Source organism: Neptuniibacter sp. QD34_54 (assembly GCF_047778055.1).
Lineage (GTDB): Bacteria > Pseudomonadota > Gammaproteobacteria > Pseudomonadales > Balneatricaceae > Neptuniibacter.
In genome coordinates this window covers 3,203,645-3,219,685 of record NZ_CP180546.1, presented here as the reverse complement: position 1 = coordinate 3,219,685, position 16,041 = coordinate 3,203,645, and the positions used below count along the sequence as shown (strand labels likewise).

Annotated in this window: 14 protein-coding genes; 6 read left to right on the top strand and 8 right to left on the bottom strand. The window is 45.9% G+C overall.

Annotated elements, in window-relative coordinates; all coding sequences use genetic code 11:
- Positions 1-20: 20 nt before the first annotated feature.
- From ACMXYP_RS14680 to ACMXYP_RS14670, 3 genes are read left to right on the top strand one after another with little or no spacing between them, the layout of a single operon-like run.
- Positions 21-1,130 (top strand): hypothetical protein, encoded by a 1,110-nt coding sequence (locus ACMXYP_RS14680; RefSeq protein WP_415882379.1) that lies wholly within the window; start codon positions 21-23, stop codon positions 1,128-1,130.
- Positions 1,111-2,010 (top strand): metal ABC transporter substrate-binding protein, encoded by a 900-nt coding sequence (locus ACMXYP_RS14675; protein ID WP_415882378.1) that lies wholly within the window; start codon positions 1,111-1,113, stop codon positions 2,008-2,010. Before ACMXYP_RS14680 ends, ACMXYP_RS14675 begins: the two co-directional genes overlap by 20 nt.
- Positions 2,010-2,780 (top strand): metal ABC transporter permease, encoded by a 771-nt coding sequence (locus ACMXYP_RS14670; RefSeq protein ID WP_415882377.1) that lies wholly within the window; start codon positions 2,010-2,012, stop codon positions 2,778-2,780. Before ACMXYP_RS14675 ends, ACMXYP_RS14670 begins: the two co-directional genes overlap by 1 nt.
- Before the next feature lie 48 nt (positions 2,781-2,828).
- On the opposite strand, the gene ACMXYP_RS14665 is transcribed toward ACMXYP_RS14670, so the two are convergent.
- The 5 genes from ACMXYP_RS14665 to ACMXYP_RS14645 form a co-directional block, all read right to left on the bottom strand.
- On the bottom strand, positions 2,829-4,247 hold the full coding sequence (locus ACMXYP_RS14665; protein ID WP_415882376.1) for a PepSY domain-containing protein: 1,419 nt from the start codon (positions 4,245-4,247) through the stop codon (positions 2,829-2,831).
- An 11-nt stretch (positions 4,248-4,258) separates the two neighbouring features.
- The gene (locus ACMXYP_RS14660; protein WP_415882374.1) at positions 4,259-6,364 is read right to left on the bottom strand and encodes a TonB-dependent receptor; all 2,106 of its coding nucleotides are present in this window, start codon (positions 6,362-6,364) and stop codon (positions 4,259-4,261) included.
- A gap of 163 nt (positions 6,365-6,527) precedes the next feature.
- The gene (locus tag ACMXYP_RS14655; protein WP_415882373.1) at positions 6,528-7,193 is read right to left on the bottom strand and encodes a YkgJ family cysteine cluster protein; all 666 of its coding nucleotides are present in this window, start codon (positions 7,191-7,193) and stop codon (positions 6,528-6,530) included.
- Positions 7,194-7,276: 83 nt separating this feature from the next.
- Positions 7,277-8,044: an alpha/beta fold hydrolase gene (locus tag ACMXYP_RS14650; RefSeq protein WP_415882372.1), complete on the bottom strand. Its 768-nt coding sequence runs from the start codon at positions 8,042-8,044 to the stop codon at positions 7,277-7,279.
- A 14-nt stretch (positions 8,045-8,058) separates the two neighbouring features.
- Entirely contained in the window at positions 8,059-8,664 is a 606-nt protein-coding gene (locus ACMXYP_RS14645; protein ID WP_415882371.1) for a TetR/AcrR family transcriptional regulator, read from the bottom strand.
- 122 nt (positions 8,665-8,786) lie between these two features.
- On the opposite strand from ACMXYP_RS14645, the gene ACMXYP_RS14640 reads away from it, so the two are divergent.
- From ACMXYP_RS14640 to ACMXYP_RS14630, 3 genes are all read left to right on the top strand, one after another.
- On the top strand, positions 8,787-9,632 hold the full coding sequence (locus ACMXYP_RS14640) for a crotonase/enoyl-CoA hydratase family protein (protein ID WP_415882370.1): 846 nt from the start codon (positions 8,787-8,789) through the stop codon (positions 9,630-9,632).
- A gap of 58 nt (positions 9,633-9,690) precedes the next feature.
- Entirely contained in the window at positions 9,691-11,715 is a 2,025-nt protein-coding gene (locus tag ACMXYP_RS14635; RefSeq protein WP_415882369.1) for an FAD-dependent oxidoreductase, read from the top strand.
- Positions 11,716-11,853: 138 nt separating this feature from the next.
- Entirely contained in the window at positions 11,854-13,032 is a 1,179-nt protein-coding gene (locus tag ACMXYP_RS14630; protein WP_415882368.1) for a diguanylate cyclase, read from the top strand.
- Positions 13,033-13,110: 78 nt separating this feature from the next.
- On the opposite strand, the gene ACMXYP_RS14625 is transcribed toward ACMXYP_RS14630, so the two are convergent.
- The 3 genes from ACMXYP_RS14625 to pqiB form a co-directional block, all read right to left on the bottom strand.
- Positions 13,111-13,656: a hypothetical protein gene (locus tag ACMXYP_RS14625; protein WP_415882367.1), complete on the bottom strand. Its 546-nt coding sequence runs from the start codon at positions 13,654-13,656 to the stop codon at positions 13,111-13,113.
- A 149-nt stretch (positions 13,657-13,805) separates the two neighbouring features.
- Positions 13,806-14,402, bottom strand: a complete 597-nt coding sequence (locus ACMXYP_RS14620; RefSeq protein ID WP_415882366.1) for a membrane integrity-associated transporter subunit PqiC — start codon at positions 14,400-14,402, stop codon at positions 13,806-13,808.
- Positions 14,395-16,041, bottom strand: coding sequence for an intermembrane transport protein PqiB (pqiB, locus tag ACMXYP_RS14615; protein ID WP_415882365.1), 1,647 nt, complete (start codon positions 16,039-16,041; stop codon positions 14,395-14,397). Before pqiB ends, ACMXYP_RS14620 begins: the two co-directional genes overlap by 8 nt.

Here is a 16,041-nt window from a genome sequence, read left to right as displayed (position 1 = left end):
ATAATTTTTTGAGGTATAAAATGAAAAAACAAGCACTCGCTTTTGCTGTGGCGGCGCTATCTATGCAGGCTTCTGTAGGTCATGCGCTGGAAGTTGGTGTCATTCTAGATGTGTATCACAAATCCGATGATACGGCGTTGAATGGTCGTACTGAAGGTTTTGGTTTAAGTCACAGTGAGCTTAGTTTGAGCCAAGATATTGGTGATGTTGCTAAAGCGCAAATGACTTGGATTGCTGAGTGGAATGAAGAAGAGTCTGATCTTGAGCTTGAAGAGTTATACATCCAAAGCACTTCGCTACCAGGTGTTAGCCTGACAGCGGGTCGTTTCTTGGCAGATATTGGTTATCTAAATGCTAATCATAGCCACTCTGATAGCTTCAGCGAGCGTCCTCTAATGTACAAAGCGTTCCTTGGCGGTCACTACTATGATGACGGCGTATCAGCGAGCTGGATTGTACCAACAGATCGTTACTGGCGTGTAAGCGCAGCTGCATTTGGCGGTGATGAACTGGGTGAAGAAAAATCAGTTAACACTATCGGTACATGGACGCTGTCTACTGAGTTTGGTGATGACTTCGGTAACAACTCAAGCTGGCAAGCAGGTGTGAGTTACATGCGTAACCGTACTCAGGAAGCTGGGCACCACGAAGAGGAAGAAGATCACGACCATGAAGAAGGTCATGCTCACTCTCATGGTGCTGAGTACCAAGGTGAGCACCTTTATATTGCTGACCTAGTTTGGAAATGGTCGCCTAACGGTAACAACCGCCAAGAGCAGCTAAAAATTGCAGCTGAATACGCGTATGTAGATGATCTATATGGTGCAGAAGTAAACGACTTCAGTGGTTGGTACCTATCCGGTGTTTATCAGTTTGATGAGAACTGGGCGGCTGGTATCCGTCACGGCCAAGTGGATCTTGCACATGAGCATGAACACGATGGCGAACACGAGTGGGAAGATTCTGAGTTGAAAGAAACTGCAGTGATGGTTAGCTGGTCGCCAACACATACTCAGAAAGTACGCCTTGAATACCGTCACCAAGATGCTGACAACATGGAAGGTGAGGACAACGCGATCACTCTCCAATACCAAGTAGGATTTGGCGCGCATGCTGCACACAGCTTCTAAGCTAATTGCAGCGGTTGCGCTGTTAGCTGTTGTTACACCTGCGCAAGCGCTTACGATTTTTGCCTGCGAGCCTGAGTGGGCGGCGTTAAGCCGTCAACTCGCGCCGGAGGCTAAAGTCTTTAGCGCGACTCATGTTTATCAGGACCCGCATTATATCGAGGCGAGACCTAGCCTGATTGCTAAGTTGGCTAGAGCTGATATCGCTATCTGTAGTGGTGCGAGCTTGGAAGAGGGCTGGATGCCTGCACTACAAAAGCGTGCGTCTAATCGCAAAGTGGCGGAAGGTGCCGTAGGCATGCTCTACCTGTCTGAGCATGTAGAGACGATTGAAAAACATGAAAAAGAGTTTTTCAGTACCGAGCATGTTCATCCTGAAGGTAACCCTCACTTTCATTTGGACCCTGAGCGTGTTCAACAGTTAGCACCAGTTATCAGCAATCGCTTACAGCATATTGACCCTGATAACAAAGCAGCGTACCAACAGGCGTTGGAAGATTGGCAAGTGCGTTGGCAAGCAAATCTGGTTCGTTGGAAAGCAATGGCTGAGCCACTAAAAGGTATGCCTGTCGTTGTTCAGCATACGAGCTTTAGCTACTTGCTAAATTGGGCTGATATTAAGGTTGTTGCAGACCTAGAACCTAATCCGGGTGTGCCGCCAACGATGTCACATCTGCAATCGTTGGTAGCGACTGTTGAACAGCAGCGTCCGAAGTTTGTGATCAGCAACTGGTACCAGAACGATAAAGGTGCGCGTTGGTTATCTGAGCAAACGGGTATGGCGCATGCGAATTTGCCAGCGACAGTGGACCTTAAAGGCGAAGTGTCTGATCTAACTAAACTGTTTGATCATCTGCTGCAGCAATTAACGGTGCAGAAGTAATGCAGGCACTGAGTATAGGTTTGCCTGCGTTGGTGGCTGGCTTGCTGATTTTGGCAAGCCATGTCCCTTTGGGGCGACAGGTCTTAAAACGAGGGATTGTCTTTATAGACCTTGCCATTGCGCAGTTAGCCGCCCTTGGCACTATCTTAGCCACACAGTGGCATTTTCATGATGCCGATCATGATCATGGAGCTCTAATATCAACATTGATGGCAGTACTTTTTTCCCTTCTGGGTGTTGCATTGGTGGCTTGGATCAACCGAAATCTGCCAGACTGGCGTGAGGCTTTTATCGGTTTGATCTATGTGGCTTCCGCATCATTGTTGGTGTTGGTGGTAGCAGGCCAGCCCCAAGGAGGTCAGGCATTAACGCGTACGTTAAGCGGTGATGTTCTCTGGCTAACTTGGGCTGATCTGGTGCCTCTCGCTGTGATGGCTATCGTTATTCAACTGCTGGCGTTATTCAGGCCTCAGAGTTTAGAGCGATTCTTCTACATCGCTTTTGCTGTAACGATCACATTGTCGGTTATGAAAGCGGGCATCTATCTGGTATTTGCTTGCTTAATTGCTCCGGCGCTTGCAGCACAAGTAAGAGGTAAATCTGTCGCCTGGGCTTACCTTGTTGGTGTAGTTGGCTTTGTGGTGGGTTTGTTGTTGGCTTGGTCGTTTGACCTTCCTGCGGCGGCTACCATCGTTTTATCGCTGATCCTTACCCTGACTTTGGCTTTGGTCATACAGGTTCAGTTTCAAAAAGATAAAGTTTCAGCGTAATAAAAAATGGGCCTTAAAGGCCCGTTTTTATTTTCTGATGGAACTTAGTTAAGCCACTTCCGCGCAACGACTGCGCTGCTTATAAGCTTGTTTACGTTTACGGCGAGCTTTTAACCATGTGTAAAAGCCCAATAGTGACGTGCCAGAGATAGCCAAAATAAACAGGCTTATAATTCCATCTCTGACATCTCGTCCCAGACCATCTGCAAAGTGCCATTTGTGTAAGTAACTGAAGATCCAGCTGTATACTTTATCTGCGTTATCTACTTTGACCGAAAGCACTGCATCTCGAGTATCCACGTAATAAGTCTTATCGGCATAATCTATAGCGACAACCGGCAGACGTTTATCAATAAACCCATAGTTATGGTCTTCTTTAAAGCTATTAATAAGGCGCTGATCTATCACTTCTGGCTGCTGCCCTTGGGTGTTAGATACGAGTTGTTTTGCGAAGTCGAACGGTCCTTCGGGTAGCTGTTCACCTGATTGTGCATCTAACCATAGACTGGGCTGTCTCGGTTGCTGAAGTTGCCATACAGCACGCCCTTCCAGTTCATGAAGTTGTGTATTACTGCTGTTAGGGTATTGAGCCTGTATTTGAGCTAAGCCAAAACTAATGTCTGAAAGCACGAGTGATTGATCGAGAGGAACCCCTCGTATCTCGGGCTCTAGTTTCTCTATAGTTCTAACCATGCCACTGAATACAAACATTAAGAGAGCAGCGGAAATCCCCACACCTATCCAAGCATGGATCTTCTTTAGTTGAGCATTTTTACGCTGTTTTAGTGGTAAGACTGCAAACAGGTAGAGACCACTGATACCGATAAAGGTTGAGATCAACATCATGCTGATAAACAGAGCGGTTCTAAGTGGGTTTTCCTGATCGATAAAGGCCCATACATGTAAAAAGTGGAACATGGTCATAAACAAACGACGAGAATCATCCGTAATTGTCGCAAGGCGGTCCTGACGGATATCCACAAATACACTTAAGTTATCATCCCGCTCGAACATCACTTCCCATACAGGTAACAATCTGTTGATTGCTGGGTATTGGTGACTAAATTCCGAAATCAGTCTGATCTGTTTTATTCCAGCAGTATTTTCTCCACTGTAATGGCGCGCTAACTGTTCTGCGTAGGCTAATTCTATCTCCTGAGCTGGTTTCGCATTTAGGGTTAAAAACTGTGATGGCTCAGAACGATTTTCCCAACTCTGGATATACCAGTTTTGATCAATCTGAACGGGGCGGAGCCCTGCTACTGTCGTCAGTTGAGACTCATCGATTAAAGTTTCAATGCTGGGTAGATTGTCTGGCCATTGCGGTTGTGGATAAAAATGTTGCGCCGTCTCCGGAGCTGTTAAACGCATTACCGGATGAAGCAGGCCGCTTAACCCAAATAGTAGCAGGGGCACGAGCACCAGCAGCGCAAGCCGCCGGTGCCAAAGGTAAAGTTTTGCTTTCATATCAGTGAGCTCTACCAGTTATATTTCAGGCCGGCTTTCAGGGTACGGCCTGCACCAGGGTAGAAGCTCTCGCTGCCCCAGCTAAATTCAGTTTGGTAGTTGTATTGGCGATCAAATAGGTTATCCACACGCCCAAATAGCATCAGCTCTGGTGTTAGTTCGTACTGACCTTTCAGGTTGAACAGGGTGTAGCTAGGTGCTTTTAGGGAGTTAGCATCGTCTTTCCAATAGGAGCCAATATGGTCGGCTTGTAGTTGAGTTACTAAGCCCGGAACATATACTGGAGTCCAGTTAACAGTTACGCCGACCTTATTACGTGGAGCGCGCATGATCTCGTTGCCAGAGTAGTCAGTACCATCATTTACATAGTCGATAAACTCATGCTTGGAGTGGCTCAGTGCAAGCTTGGTGGACCAAGAGGGCGAGAAAACATATCCAAGTTCAAGTTCTATGCCTTGATGTCGAGTTTCGCCGGCATTGGTTCGGTAGGAATCTCCGTTGTTGTCATCCGCTGATACGATGGCATCGTCGATCGTCATACGATAGATCGAAGCTGAAAGAGATAGATTCTCGCGTTGTAAGCGGTAGCCTAGCTCGACGGTTGTTGATGTTTCCTCTTTAACACCACCAACAAGGGAAGCACTATCACCACTCTTGAGGTTATACATTGTAGAGGCTGTTGGCAGACGGTTAGCTTGGGCAACACGGCCAAAGAAACCACTGTTATCATTCAGCGCGTAGTGGAACCCAAGTTTAGGGTTCAGGCTGGTAAATTTATCCTTACGATCAGCCAGTTGACGGTTGCCGAAACCATCATCATCCGTTTCAGCTAGATGGTTGTCCAATTCGTACTGGTTATAGTCGTAACGTAAACCCGCTTGTACCGTCAGTGCATCGCCCAGCATTAAGTTATGTTGGATGTAAGGGGAGACGTTTTTATAAGTAATATCCTGATCACGATATTCAAAGCCAGCAGTGTAGCTTACCGGAGGCCCCCAACCGCCTGAGACGGTAATATCAATTGGCTGGTAGCTGAATGTTTCCGACTCGGAATGTTCCAGATCCACACCAAAGATAGTTTCGTTGCCATTGTCGTGTGCCCAGTTACCTTTAGCTAACAGGCCAAAACTGGTTACGTTACTGTCAGTCTTCGGCGTATATGAACGCCACGTTGCAATGTAATCATTCGAGTTATAGCGAGCGTAAGGGATAAAACTCAGCGTTAATTGATCATTTAGGGCGTGAGTTAGCTCGAAGCTTAGGCGAGCAAAATCACTGTCTCGTTCAGGATTAATTGCTTTAACAGCATCGCTTAAACCTGATTGCGTACGGTCTTTGGCAAGTTCTACTGTATCTAGTGAAGACGCCATCTCATCGGTCATCGTTGATACTTGGAACTGTGTTTTTAGCTCCGTATCCTCGTCGATCTCCCAAATGTGCTTTGCCAAAACTTCTTGGCGGTCACGGGCAGTATGGTCGCGCCAGCCGTTATCTTGGAAAGCTGATGCTGAAATCAGGAAGGCTTGGTCTTCAGCTATTTTGTCGCTGTGTTGTACTTTTATCTGTGCGTAATCATCTTCACCTGCCAGTACGCTTACATGGCCTTTAGGTGCGAAGGTTGGTTCTGCACTTAATACGTTGATCGTTGCTGCGACTGCACCCGAGCCGTACAGAGTGGTACCGGCACCTTTAAGTACTTCGATCTGATCTGCACTGGTATTGAAGCTCGACCAACGTAGGCCGTTATGGTTGAAGAATGCGCTGGATTGCAGAGGGATGCTGTCTTGCAGGAACAGGTAATAGCCATCGTAATTTAATGGCATGCGGATACCGGTGTTATGAGATGAACTGCCAGATAGCTGGTTAATCGTCACACCTGCCATCATTCGGGTACTGTCTTGTATATGTGCACCCTGATCCAGTTGCAATTGTTTGTCATCAACTGCGCTGACGCTGACAGGTAGTGAGTTACTCTCTTCATCTACACGGCTTGCAGTCACAACCATAGTTGAAGCGACTTCATCTGCAGCAAACACCGTCTGCGGAATGCTAGCAGTAATGACTGCAGCCGCTAGAGTATTAAGGGGGAACTTGATAGAGAGTGATTGTGACTTCATAACCCTGTCCAAACGCTAAAAATTTGGCGCATGGTAACGATGGCTAAGTGTCTTGAGAATGTGACCAATTGTCGCTGAGGCAAACTGTCGCAGGGCTAAAGTCTTGCTAGAGAAACTACGGTTATAGGCTTTTTCGTAAGTTGAAAGAGGCTTTTGAGAGCGTTTATTTTATTGACTGAAGCGCTTCTAAGAGGGCTGGAATAAACGGCAACTGCTGGTCAGAACCTGTCAGTTTTTTCTGTTTAGCTAGGACTGCATCGGAAGCCGCTTGATAGATGCGCGATTGCACTGGATGTTGTTGTATATCGCGACCGTCGTGCACTGACTGTTCGCAAATATGAGCATCTGGCGAGCTAAACCAGCGACAAGAAAGTGGACGATGATGGTAGATAGAACAAGCACCTTCCTCGTCTAAGAAGGGACAAGGAGCTCTGAATAAAGGCGCTTGTCGTGCAGCGATATTTTGCTCGAGTTTATCTGTTAGTTCTGCCAGTTCAGCAGGTGCTAGCGTGCTTTTTAGATGGTGACTAATATCGCTGATGGTTTGCTGTGGTACTTGAATCGGGAAGTGACAACAATGATGGCAGCCTTTGCTGCACGCTATCTTAGAATTGTCACCAAAGTTTTGACGAAATGCTTGGCTGGCATCATTCACATACTGCAGGGTGACCGCAATCTCATCAGAGGGATGATCTAAGTGATCAATGGAGGAGTAAATCTGCTTACTTAGATTGCCAAAGAGCGCTTCATATTCAGCCGTTACTTGTTGCAGCTTCTGTGCAACATCAGTGACATCGGCGGTAGAGAAAAAAACATCTGTCTCTGGCATGAATAGGCTCTTTTCTGGGCGTTTAATCTACCTGCAGTATACCTTAACTTGGTCAAGCAACCTTAGCTTCTTTCTGGTTAAGTTTACCTAGCTAATAAGGGCCTTAATAACTCTACAGTTTCATCGGGATGCTCAAACGGGAATAGATGACCGCCGTTAAAACCGACTAACTCCATATTGGGGAAGTTACGTTGCCACCATTTAATATCACCTGCTCCAAACAGGTCACTATGCTTACCATAGATAACGGTGCCAGAAACTTGTTTTAGCCACTTGGGTGCATTGAGCAAAACATTGCGGAATATATCGGCTTCAATCTCCGGAGAGATACTTAGTTCTACACCATTGTTTGTTTCAGTTAGACCATGAGTGATGTAGTCATTAAAGCAGGTGGGGTGGAATGTTTTGAAAAGCTTTTTCTGGCTGAAGTATTCACGTGCTTGTTCACGACTATCAAATTTTGATCGACGTTTAGCAGCTCGCTGTGCCGGAGATACTTTGTCTATCAAGCCCATCTTTTTGATCAGCTTTATCAGGTAACGTTTGCGGCCGTTAAAAAGCACGGGATCAAACAATATCACCTGTTTAAACAGCTCAGGCCTGAGTCCTGCGGCAATTAAGGTGACCACAGCGCCAGCAGAATGCCCCATACCGATTACAGGTGTAGCTTTGTTTTGCTCAATATCTGCAATCAGCTCTTTGGCATAGTTGGTTAGATCACCATCTAATGGGTAGTCACCGTGACCCATTTTTTCGATATAGGTCACAGAGTACTCTGGCAACTGGTTAAACAGATATTGATAGCTACTACCTGGGAAACCATTGGCATGACTAAATTGGATGGTGGTCATAATTCTATGCCTACTCAGGGTTGATTGATCATCATACGGACCGTGTTTTTAGCGATATCGTTGATATCTTCACGATTGATATAGATGCCATCGTTAAACAATCGACATAGGCCATGGAGTGCGGCCCAGTTTGATTGAGCAATGCGTAAACTCGGTTGTTCAGGATCAAACAGGTTTTGTTGTTGCAGCTCTTTCACCCAATCCAGCCAAAGATGAAAACTGTTTTTAGAAATGGTTTGTAACTCAGGTGTAGGCTCACCCGTTTTCCAAATTTCACGACCGTACATAAGATCGTAGGTTTCTCGCTCTTCATCAGCAAAGCGGATATAGGTGAGAACGTAATGCTCGAACAGCTCAACTGTTGATAAATCCTTTTTGCACTCAGTAACCGATTTAACTAACTGATCTTGCTGGTGGAATCCTTGTGCAGCAATGGCACAAAGTAGCTCATTTTTGTCTTTAAAGTGGTGATAAGGGGCTGTGCGAGACACGCCGACTTTATCCGCCAGCTTTCGAATAGATAGGTTATCCACACCGCCTTCAGCGATCAGATCGGTCGCTGCCTTTAGCAGTGAATCTCTTAAATCACCGTGGTGATAGTTCTTCTTTGAATTCGTCATAGCTGAGGAATTTAACAATCAATCTTGACAGTGTCAAAATTGGTGCGCTATCTTGTCTTTATCTTGACGGTGTCTAGTTTGGTTTCTAGATCATTTTTCATCCATAAAAATAAGAGCGATGTATGAGTTACCAGACCTTTTCATTACAGGTTGATCAGCAGATTGCGCACCTCCAGCTAAATCGTCCTGACGCTTGTAATGCCATGAACAAAGCCTTTTGGCAGGAGTTTCCAGAAGCATTAAAAGCACTAGATACAGAAGCCGAGGCGAGAGTGTTGGTTATTTCCTCTCAAGGAAAACATTTCTCTGCAGGTATGGATCTCGAGATCTTTACTCAACCTGATCCGCAGATGTTTAACGGTGAAGCGGGTCGACGTGCTGAAGCGGTTCGCCGTTTGGTGATGCAACTACAAACCTGTTTTAACTTGCTGGAAGAGATCCGTATGCCGGTAATTAGTGCAGTACAGGGCGGTTGTATTGGCGGCGCTTTGGATCTGGTTTGTGCGACAGATATGCGTTACTGCACCGCCGAGGCTTATTTTACTGTTAAAGAAACCGAATTAGGCATGACTGCAGATCTGGGCACATTGCAGCGTCTGCCTCAATTAATCCCTTCAGGCCTAGCGCGAGAGTTGGCTTATACCGCTCGTAAATTGAGCGCTGATGAGGCGTTAAAAGTAGGGCTTGTAAACCGTGTTTACCCGACTCAAGAGGCTATGCTTGATGATGTGATGGATATTGCCGCTCAGATCGCGTCGCAATCGCCTTTAGCGGTCACTGGGTGTAAGCAGATGATCAATTATGCTCGGGACCATAGCGTTCAAGACAGCCTGAGTTATATGGCGACTTGGCAAGCAGGTATGTTTCAACCAGAAGATATGATGCAAACCTTCAGTGCCAAGATGTCTGGAAAAACACCGGAATATAAGCCGCTACGAAAAATTACGGCGCCGTTTAGCGGCAAATAATAAAGATAAGAATAATAGATGGGCACTTTAGTTTGCCCTTACGACAAGAGAAAAGACCATGAGTAGAACTCCTTATCCACATCTATTACAGCCATTAGATTTAGGCTTTACCACTTTAAAAAACCGCGTGCTGATGGGATCTATGCACTTAGGTTTGGAAGAAGCGCCAAACGGTTTTGAACGCATGGCCGCTTTTTATGCAGAGCGTGCGCGCGGTGGTGTCGCTTTGATTGTGACCGGTGGTATTGGTCCGAACAAAGAGGGGGCTGTTCATGGTCATGCTGCACAGTTGGCAACGGCAGAGGATGTGGAGAACCACCGTCTGGTAACTGATGCCGTGCATAAAGAAGACGGTAAAATCTGTATGCAGATTCTACATACAGGCCGTTATGCTTATAACCCGCAACCGGTAGCGCCTTCGGCTATTCAAGCGCCGATCAATCCTTTCCCGCCAAAAGAGCTAAGCGAATCTGATATCGAAAGTCAGATTCAGGATTTTGTTCGTTGTGCATCACTCGCTAAAGAAGCCGGTTATGACGGTGTAGAAATCATGGGCTCAGAAGGGTATCTGCTTAATCAGTTTATCGTCAGCCGAACTAATAAGCGTGATGATGAATGGGGCGGCGAGTACGAGCAACGTATCCGTTTCCCACTGGAGGTTGTTCGCCGTGTTCGTGAAGCCGTAGGCACTGATTTTATTATTATCTATCGCTTATCGATGCTGGACTTAGTGGAAGATGGCAGTAGCTATGATGAGATCATCGCTTTAGGCAAAGCGATCGAAGAGGCCGGTGCCACTATTATTAACACGGGTATTGGCTGGCATGAAGCGCGCATCCCAACCATAGCAACCAAGGTGCCGCGTGCTGCATTTACTTGGGTGACAGCGAAAGTTCGTGAAGCGTTAACTGTGCCTGTGATCACTTCGAACCGAATAAATATGCCGGATGTGGCTGAGGAAGTGCTAGCACGGGGAGATGCCGATATGGTCTCTATGGCACGTCCGTTTTTAGCTGATCCAGAGTTTGTTGTTAAGGCAGAACAGGATCGAGCAGATGAGATTAATACCTGTATTGGTTGTAACCAAGCGTGCTTAGATCATGTCTTTGTCGGCAAGTTGACTAGTTGTTTGGTTAACCCTCGTGCTTGTCATGAAACGGAAATCGTCATTACTCCAACAGAAAAGCCTAAAAAGCTTGCTGTGGTGGGTGCAGGCCCAGCAGGCCTAGCCTTTGCTACGACAGCAGCTAAGCGTGGTCACCAAGTAACCTTATTTGATGCTAGTTCTGAAGTCGGTGGACAATTTAATATCGCCAAGCGTATTCCGGGTAAAGAGGAGTTCTACGAAACTCTGCGATACTTTGCTAAGCAGGTCGAGATTACTGGCGTTGAACTCAAACTCAATACACGCGTTGATTCGGCGATGTTGTCAGAAGGTGATTTCGATGAAGTCGTATTGGCGACAGGTATCTCGCCGCGTACACCTGAATTAGAAGGTGTCGAACACGCTAAAGTTCTCTCTTATCTCGATGTGATGAGAGGTGCTGAAGTTGGTCAAAAGGTTGCGGTAATTGGTGCCGGCGGTATTGGCTTTGATATATCTGAGTATCTTATTCATCAGGGCGAATCGACCAGCCAAAATATCACCGCCTTTATGCAGGAATGGGGTGTAGATATGGACCTAAATGCCCGTGGCGGCATTAAGGGGATGAAGCCAAGTTTTGAACCTGCAGCCCGAGAGGTGTACCTGCTGCAGCGTAAAAAATCTAAGGTGGGTGCCGGCCTTGGTAAAACCACGGGGTGGATTCACCGAGCGGATCTGGCTAAAAAAGGTGTGCGTATGTTGAATAAGTGCGAATACCAAAAAATTGATGATGCCGGTTTGCATGTGCTGGTGGATGGTGAAGCGCAGCTGCTAGAGGTTGATAACGTTATTATTTGTGCAGGGCAGGAGCCATGTCGCGAACTTGCAGATCAGATCGGTAACAAGCCCGTTCACTTGATTGGTGGTGCAGATGTGGCAGCAGAGCTAGATGCAAAACGTGCCATTAACCAAGGTACAACATTGGCTTCAGAGATCTAATTAAAATATCCATTACAAAATCGATAACTTAGGGAATTGCTCAAACCAACTTACTGGTCGGTATAACCTGCAAACAGTTGATAGGGATCAATCACATAACCTTTGATTGGTTTATGATGATGTTAAGGATCACAGTAAATGGACTTTGACTGTACCGGATGTAAAGCAGTGAAAGGTTATCGAAGTTCCCATATAGGGCAACAATTTGGCTTGATGAGTGTGCTTAGCTTAATCAGCATGTTGTTGCTCTTTTATCTTTTCTATAGTGCCTTCAGCAATACCTTCTATGAAGAGAAAAAACAGGAGAGTCGCGATCTAACGACTTCTGCTGTCTCTATGATAGAGGGGTTTTATAAGTTGAGTGAGACCTCCGAAATGACGGAGCCGGAAGCTCAAAAACTAGCACTCTACGCATTGAAATCATCTCGTAGTTTCCACGATGGTTATTACTGGGTGAATGATAGTAATGCCAATATGGTGATGCACCCTGAGCGGCCAGATCTGATGGGTATTAACCTCGCTCAGGTTGAAGATATCAATGGCCTCCATCTGTTTTCAGAGTTTGTTCGCGAAGCCCATAAAGGTGGTGGTTGGGTCGATTATTATTGGACTAAACCGGGCGTGGAGCAGGAAGTTTTTCACAAGGTTTCCTATGTTGCTCTGTTTGAACCTTGGGATTGGGTTATTGGTACAGGCGTTTATCTGGATGAGGTTGAGGCTAAGAACAATCGGTTATTTATCCAATCAATCGAACTAATCGTTGCTGCTTTCTTAGTGATGGCAATTGTATCGGTATTGTGGGCGAAACGGAGTACTACGCTTATTCGTGATCTTGCAATTAAAGATCCTTTAACTGGCCTCTATAGTCGCCGCTATTTAAACGAAACAGAAGGTAGCTATTTAAGCCAAGATAAGCGCAATAGGCATCAACATTTGTATGTCATGTTCTTAGATATCGATCATTTTAAGAAGCTTAACGATAACTATGGTCATCGCTTTGGAGATGACGTTCTTCATGCTGTTGGGCAAGTTTTGTTGCAGAGCACTCGGCCTGAAGATCTAGCTGTTCGCTATGGTGGTGAGGAGTTCGTAATTCTCACTCTGGCGAGCGAAATGGAGCCTGTGCGTTTTCTTGCTGAGCGATTACGTGCTGAAATTAATAGTCTAGAGTTTGCTCACGAAATAGACCTGACCATTAGTGTGGGTCTTGCAGAGCGTGGGCATGAAGAGACAATGGCCTCTGTCTTAAACCGCGCAGACCAATACCTTTATGAAGCGAAAGAGTCTGGTCGTGATTGTGTGGTTTCAGAAAGCTAGTTCATTCTCACAATATTAGATATTAAAAAAGCAGCCTAATGAGGCTGCTTTTTTAATATCTGATAATCGCGTTTTGACTTAAGCTACGGTCTCAATCAGCTGCGGGAATTCAGTGCCTGGATCATTTGGAATCTGATCGGCTAGTCGAGCTTGTAGACGCTGTTGTAGTTCCTGATCTTGCTGCTCATTAGCATCTTGAGGTTCAGGCGAATTTGCAGCTGGCGCTGCTGAAAATTCAGGTTCTGTGTTGTCAGCTGGGCGATTACGTAGGCCTTCTTGCAGATCTAGCGCAGACTGAATATCGATGCCTCGGAAACTCTCAACATCTTCACCGGTTTGTTCAGCTAAGAAATTTTCAATCTGTTGCTGCTGCGCTGCTTGGTCAATAGCAGGTTCAGCATTATTAGCACGGTTCGTTCGAGTTTCTAGGCCGTTATCAACATTTTGGACTTGGCTTGTTTGCGCTAAGTCTTGATTAAGTTGCACCTGACCACCCGGCTCAGTACCTAGCGGAGCATTCACGGCTAAACCGTTACCCGCTGATTGAGCAGTAGATTCTGGGCCCGCTCCTCTTGGGGAGATAAGCGATTGTGCAGTGCCTAAGGCTGAGATGTTGTTTTCCATAATACTGACCAAATTTCTGTGTTCTTAAAACAAATACTCTTAAAGCAAACTACGTACAGAGTTAGTCATTATAGCTGAGAATTGGTTCCTGTGCTGTGAACCTTATTCATGATTTATGCCTATCATATTGAGCAATGTAACCTCGAGGATTATTGCTTCGCGATATATGGTTTTAAATAGCTCGCTTGTTGTTCGGCAAGATTTGATAACAAAGTCTGAAGTTCTGTGACTAACGCAGTATAACCGGGTTTTTCTAATGGTTGTTTTAGATTGAACCTATAGGTGCTGATTACCTGTTCACCTTGTTTAATTTGCCAATGTCCGCTGAGGACTGCTTCGCCGGTTTCGGTACCATGAAATTGATCGATTTGGGTTGCAATGCTGTAGTTCCAATCGTTATTACGGCCTAGAGAACCATCATCAACGCGGCTTGTTGGCAGGCGTTGATCCAATTTATTGTGTAATACGCGGGTAATCGCTTGATCGGGTTGTTCCGCCCAAAGGTGTTGATTGGCAATACGAATATGGTTTTCGCGAGTGAGCAGAGCAATCCCCGGTGTATTGATATATGGGGCTACTTTAACCGGCTGGATTCCGATGACTCGCTGATAGGTCTCTTTTATATAGCTCTGACTATCGCTGCTAAGAAGATAGTACTGACTTGGCGGAGTGCTGCTTTGGGATGCGCAACCGCCTAATCCACCTAATAGAATCAGGCAGCCCAAAATGTGGATAGTTTTATTCATTAGGTCGACCTCCTGGGATTGGGTCCGCGCTTTTCGGAGCATCAAAAATAAGCGCATTAGGTTTTTCATCCAGTGTTTTGAGTACCGGTTGAAGCTGTTTTAGCGTTTGCTGCAGCGTATCTAATGAGCGGTTCATCTCTTGGTACAGTTCACTTTGTGGGGCGATGCCTTTTGCTGCCAATCTAACTTCTTTTAAGGTTGCTTTTAACTCTTCTGGTAGGGCTTGGGTGTTGTTATTACGCACCAACGCCTCGATCTCTTTCAATGTGCTATTCAGTTGTTTAATGGCTTTTTCAGAGGTATTCAGTGTTGAATCCAACTGAGAAATGAGTGGTTCAACTTGTAGTTGTTCGATTTTGCTGAGTACCGCGCTGAGCTTGTTCTCTAGCTGTGCAAAGCCACCTGACACGGTTGGAATCACAGGGTAACCATCAAACTCGATAAGGTTAGCTACCTGCTCTTCGGGGTAGAGGTCAAAATCGACAAATAGACTGCCCGTAATCAGATTGCCGGATTTTAGGCTAGCCCGCATACCTTGTTGTATCCAAAAGCGAAGTTTTTCATGAGCGTTGTGCAAGATCTCTTCTTCATCTTCATAACCTAAACGTCCTGGCTCTAGACGAATAATCACAGGAATGCGCGGGTCAGATTCTCCCGTGATCTCAGAAATCTGGAAAGGAATCCGTTCAACTGTACCTATACGCACACCGCGAAACTCGACAGGTGCACCGGGAACGAGCCCGCGGACTGTTTGATCAAACAGCAGTAGGTATTCATTGTAAAAGGCATAAGGCTGCTCTTTGACGCTCTCGAAGTCAGGGTAAAGTTGATAGCGATCACCATCTGCAGCAGATTGGCCTTTGCTATCACCATCAATCACATCAAAAGTCACTCCACCTGCTAATAGGGTATCCAATGTGCCGGTTTGTACATTCACGCCATCAGCTGAGAGATTGAGGTTGATACCACTCATATTCCAGAAACGACTATCTGTAGTTACGAGTTGATCATAAGGTGCTTGGATAAATAGATCGTATATTGCTTGTTTGGCTTTCGTGTCGAAGGTTAATTGCTCAATACGACCGACTGGAAAACCACGGTAGATAACTGTATCACCCACGCTGAGCGAGTGAGCATTATCGCTTATCAGTTGAAGTCTTAAACCTGGCTCTGATGCTGAGGTGACAGGCGGCTCTTCTAAACCTGTGTACTTTGTTGTTTTCTGTTTACCTTCACCGGGGCTCATCTCTATATAAGCGCCCGATAGCAATGTACCTAGACCGCTTACGCCACCAGTGCCTACACGGGGTCGTACCACCCAAAAACGGGTGTTGTTTAGAAGGAGTGCTTCAGCTTCGGGTTCGATCCGTGCATTAACTAAAACGTTGCCATCGGCGTAATTTAGTTGGACAGATTCGACCTTGCCGACCTCAACGCTTCTAACTTTAATCTTGGTTTTACCAGCTTCTATGCCATCAGCAGTAATGAAGGTAATACTGACCAATTGACCACGGTTAGCCCAGTCCTGGTAGATCATCCAACCGCCCAAAAGCAGAGCGATCAGAGGCAATATCCAGATGCTGGAAATTGAGCGTTTAGCGCTGATAACCGGAGTAGGATTTGTTTTCGAAGTAGACAT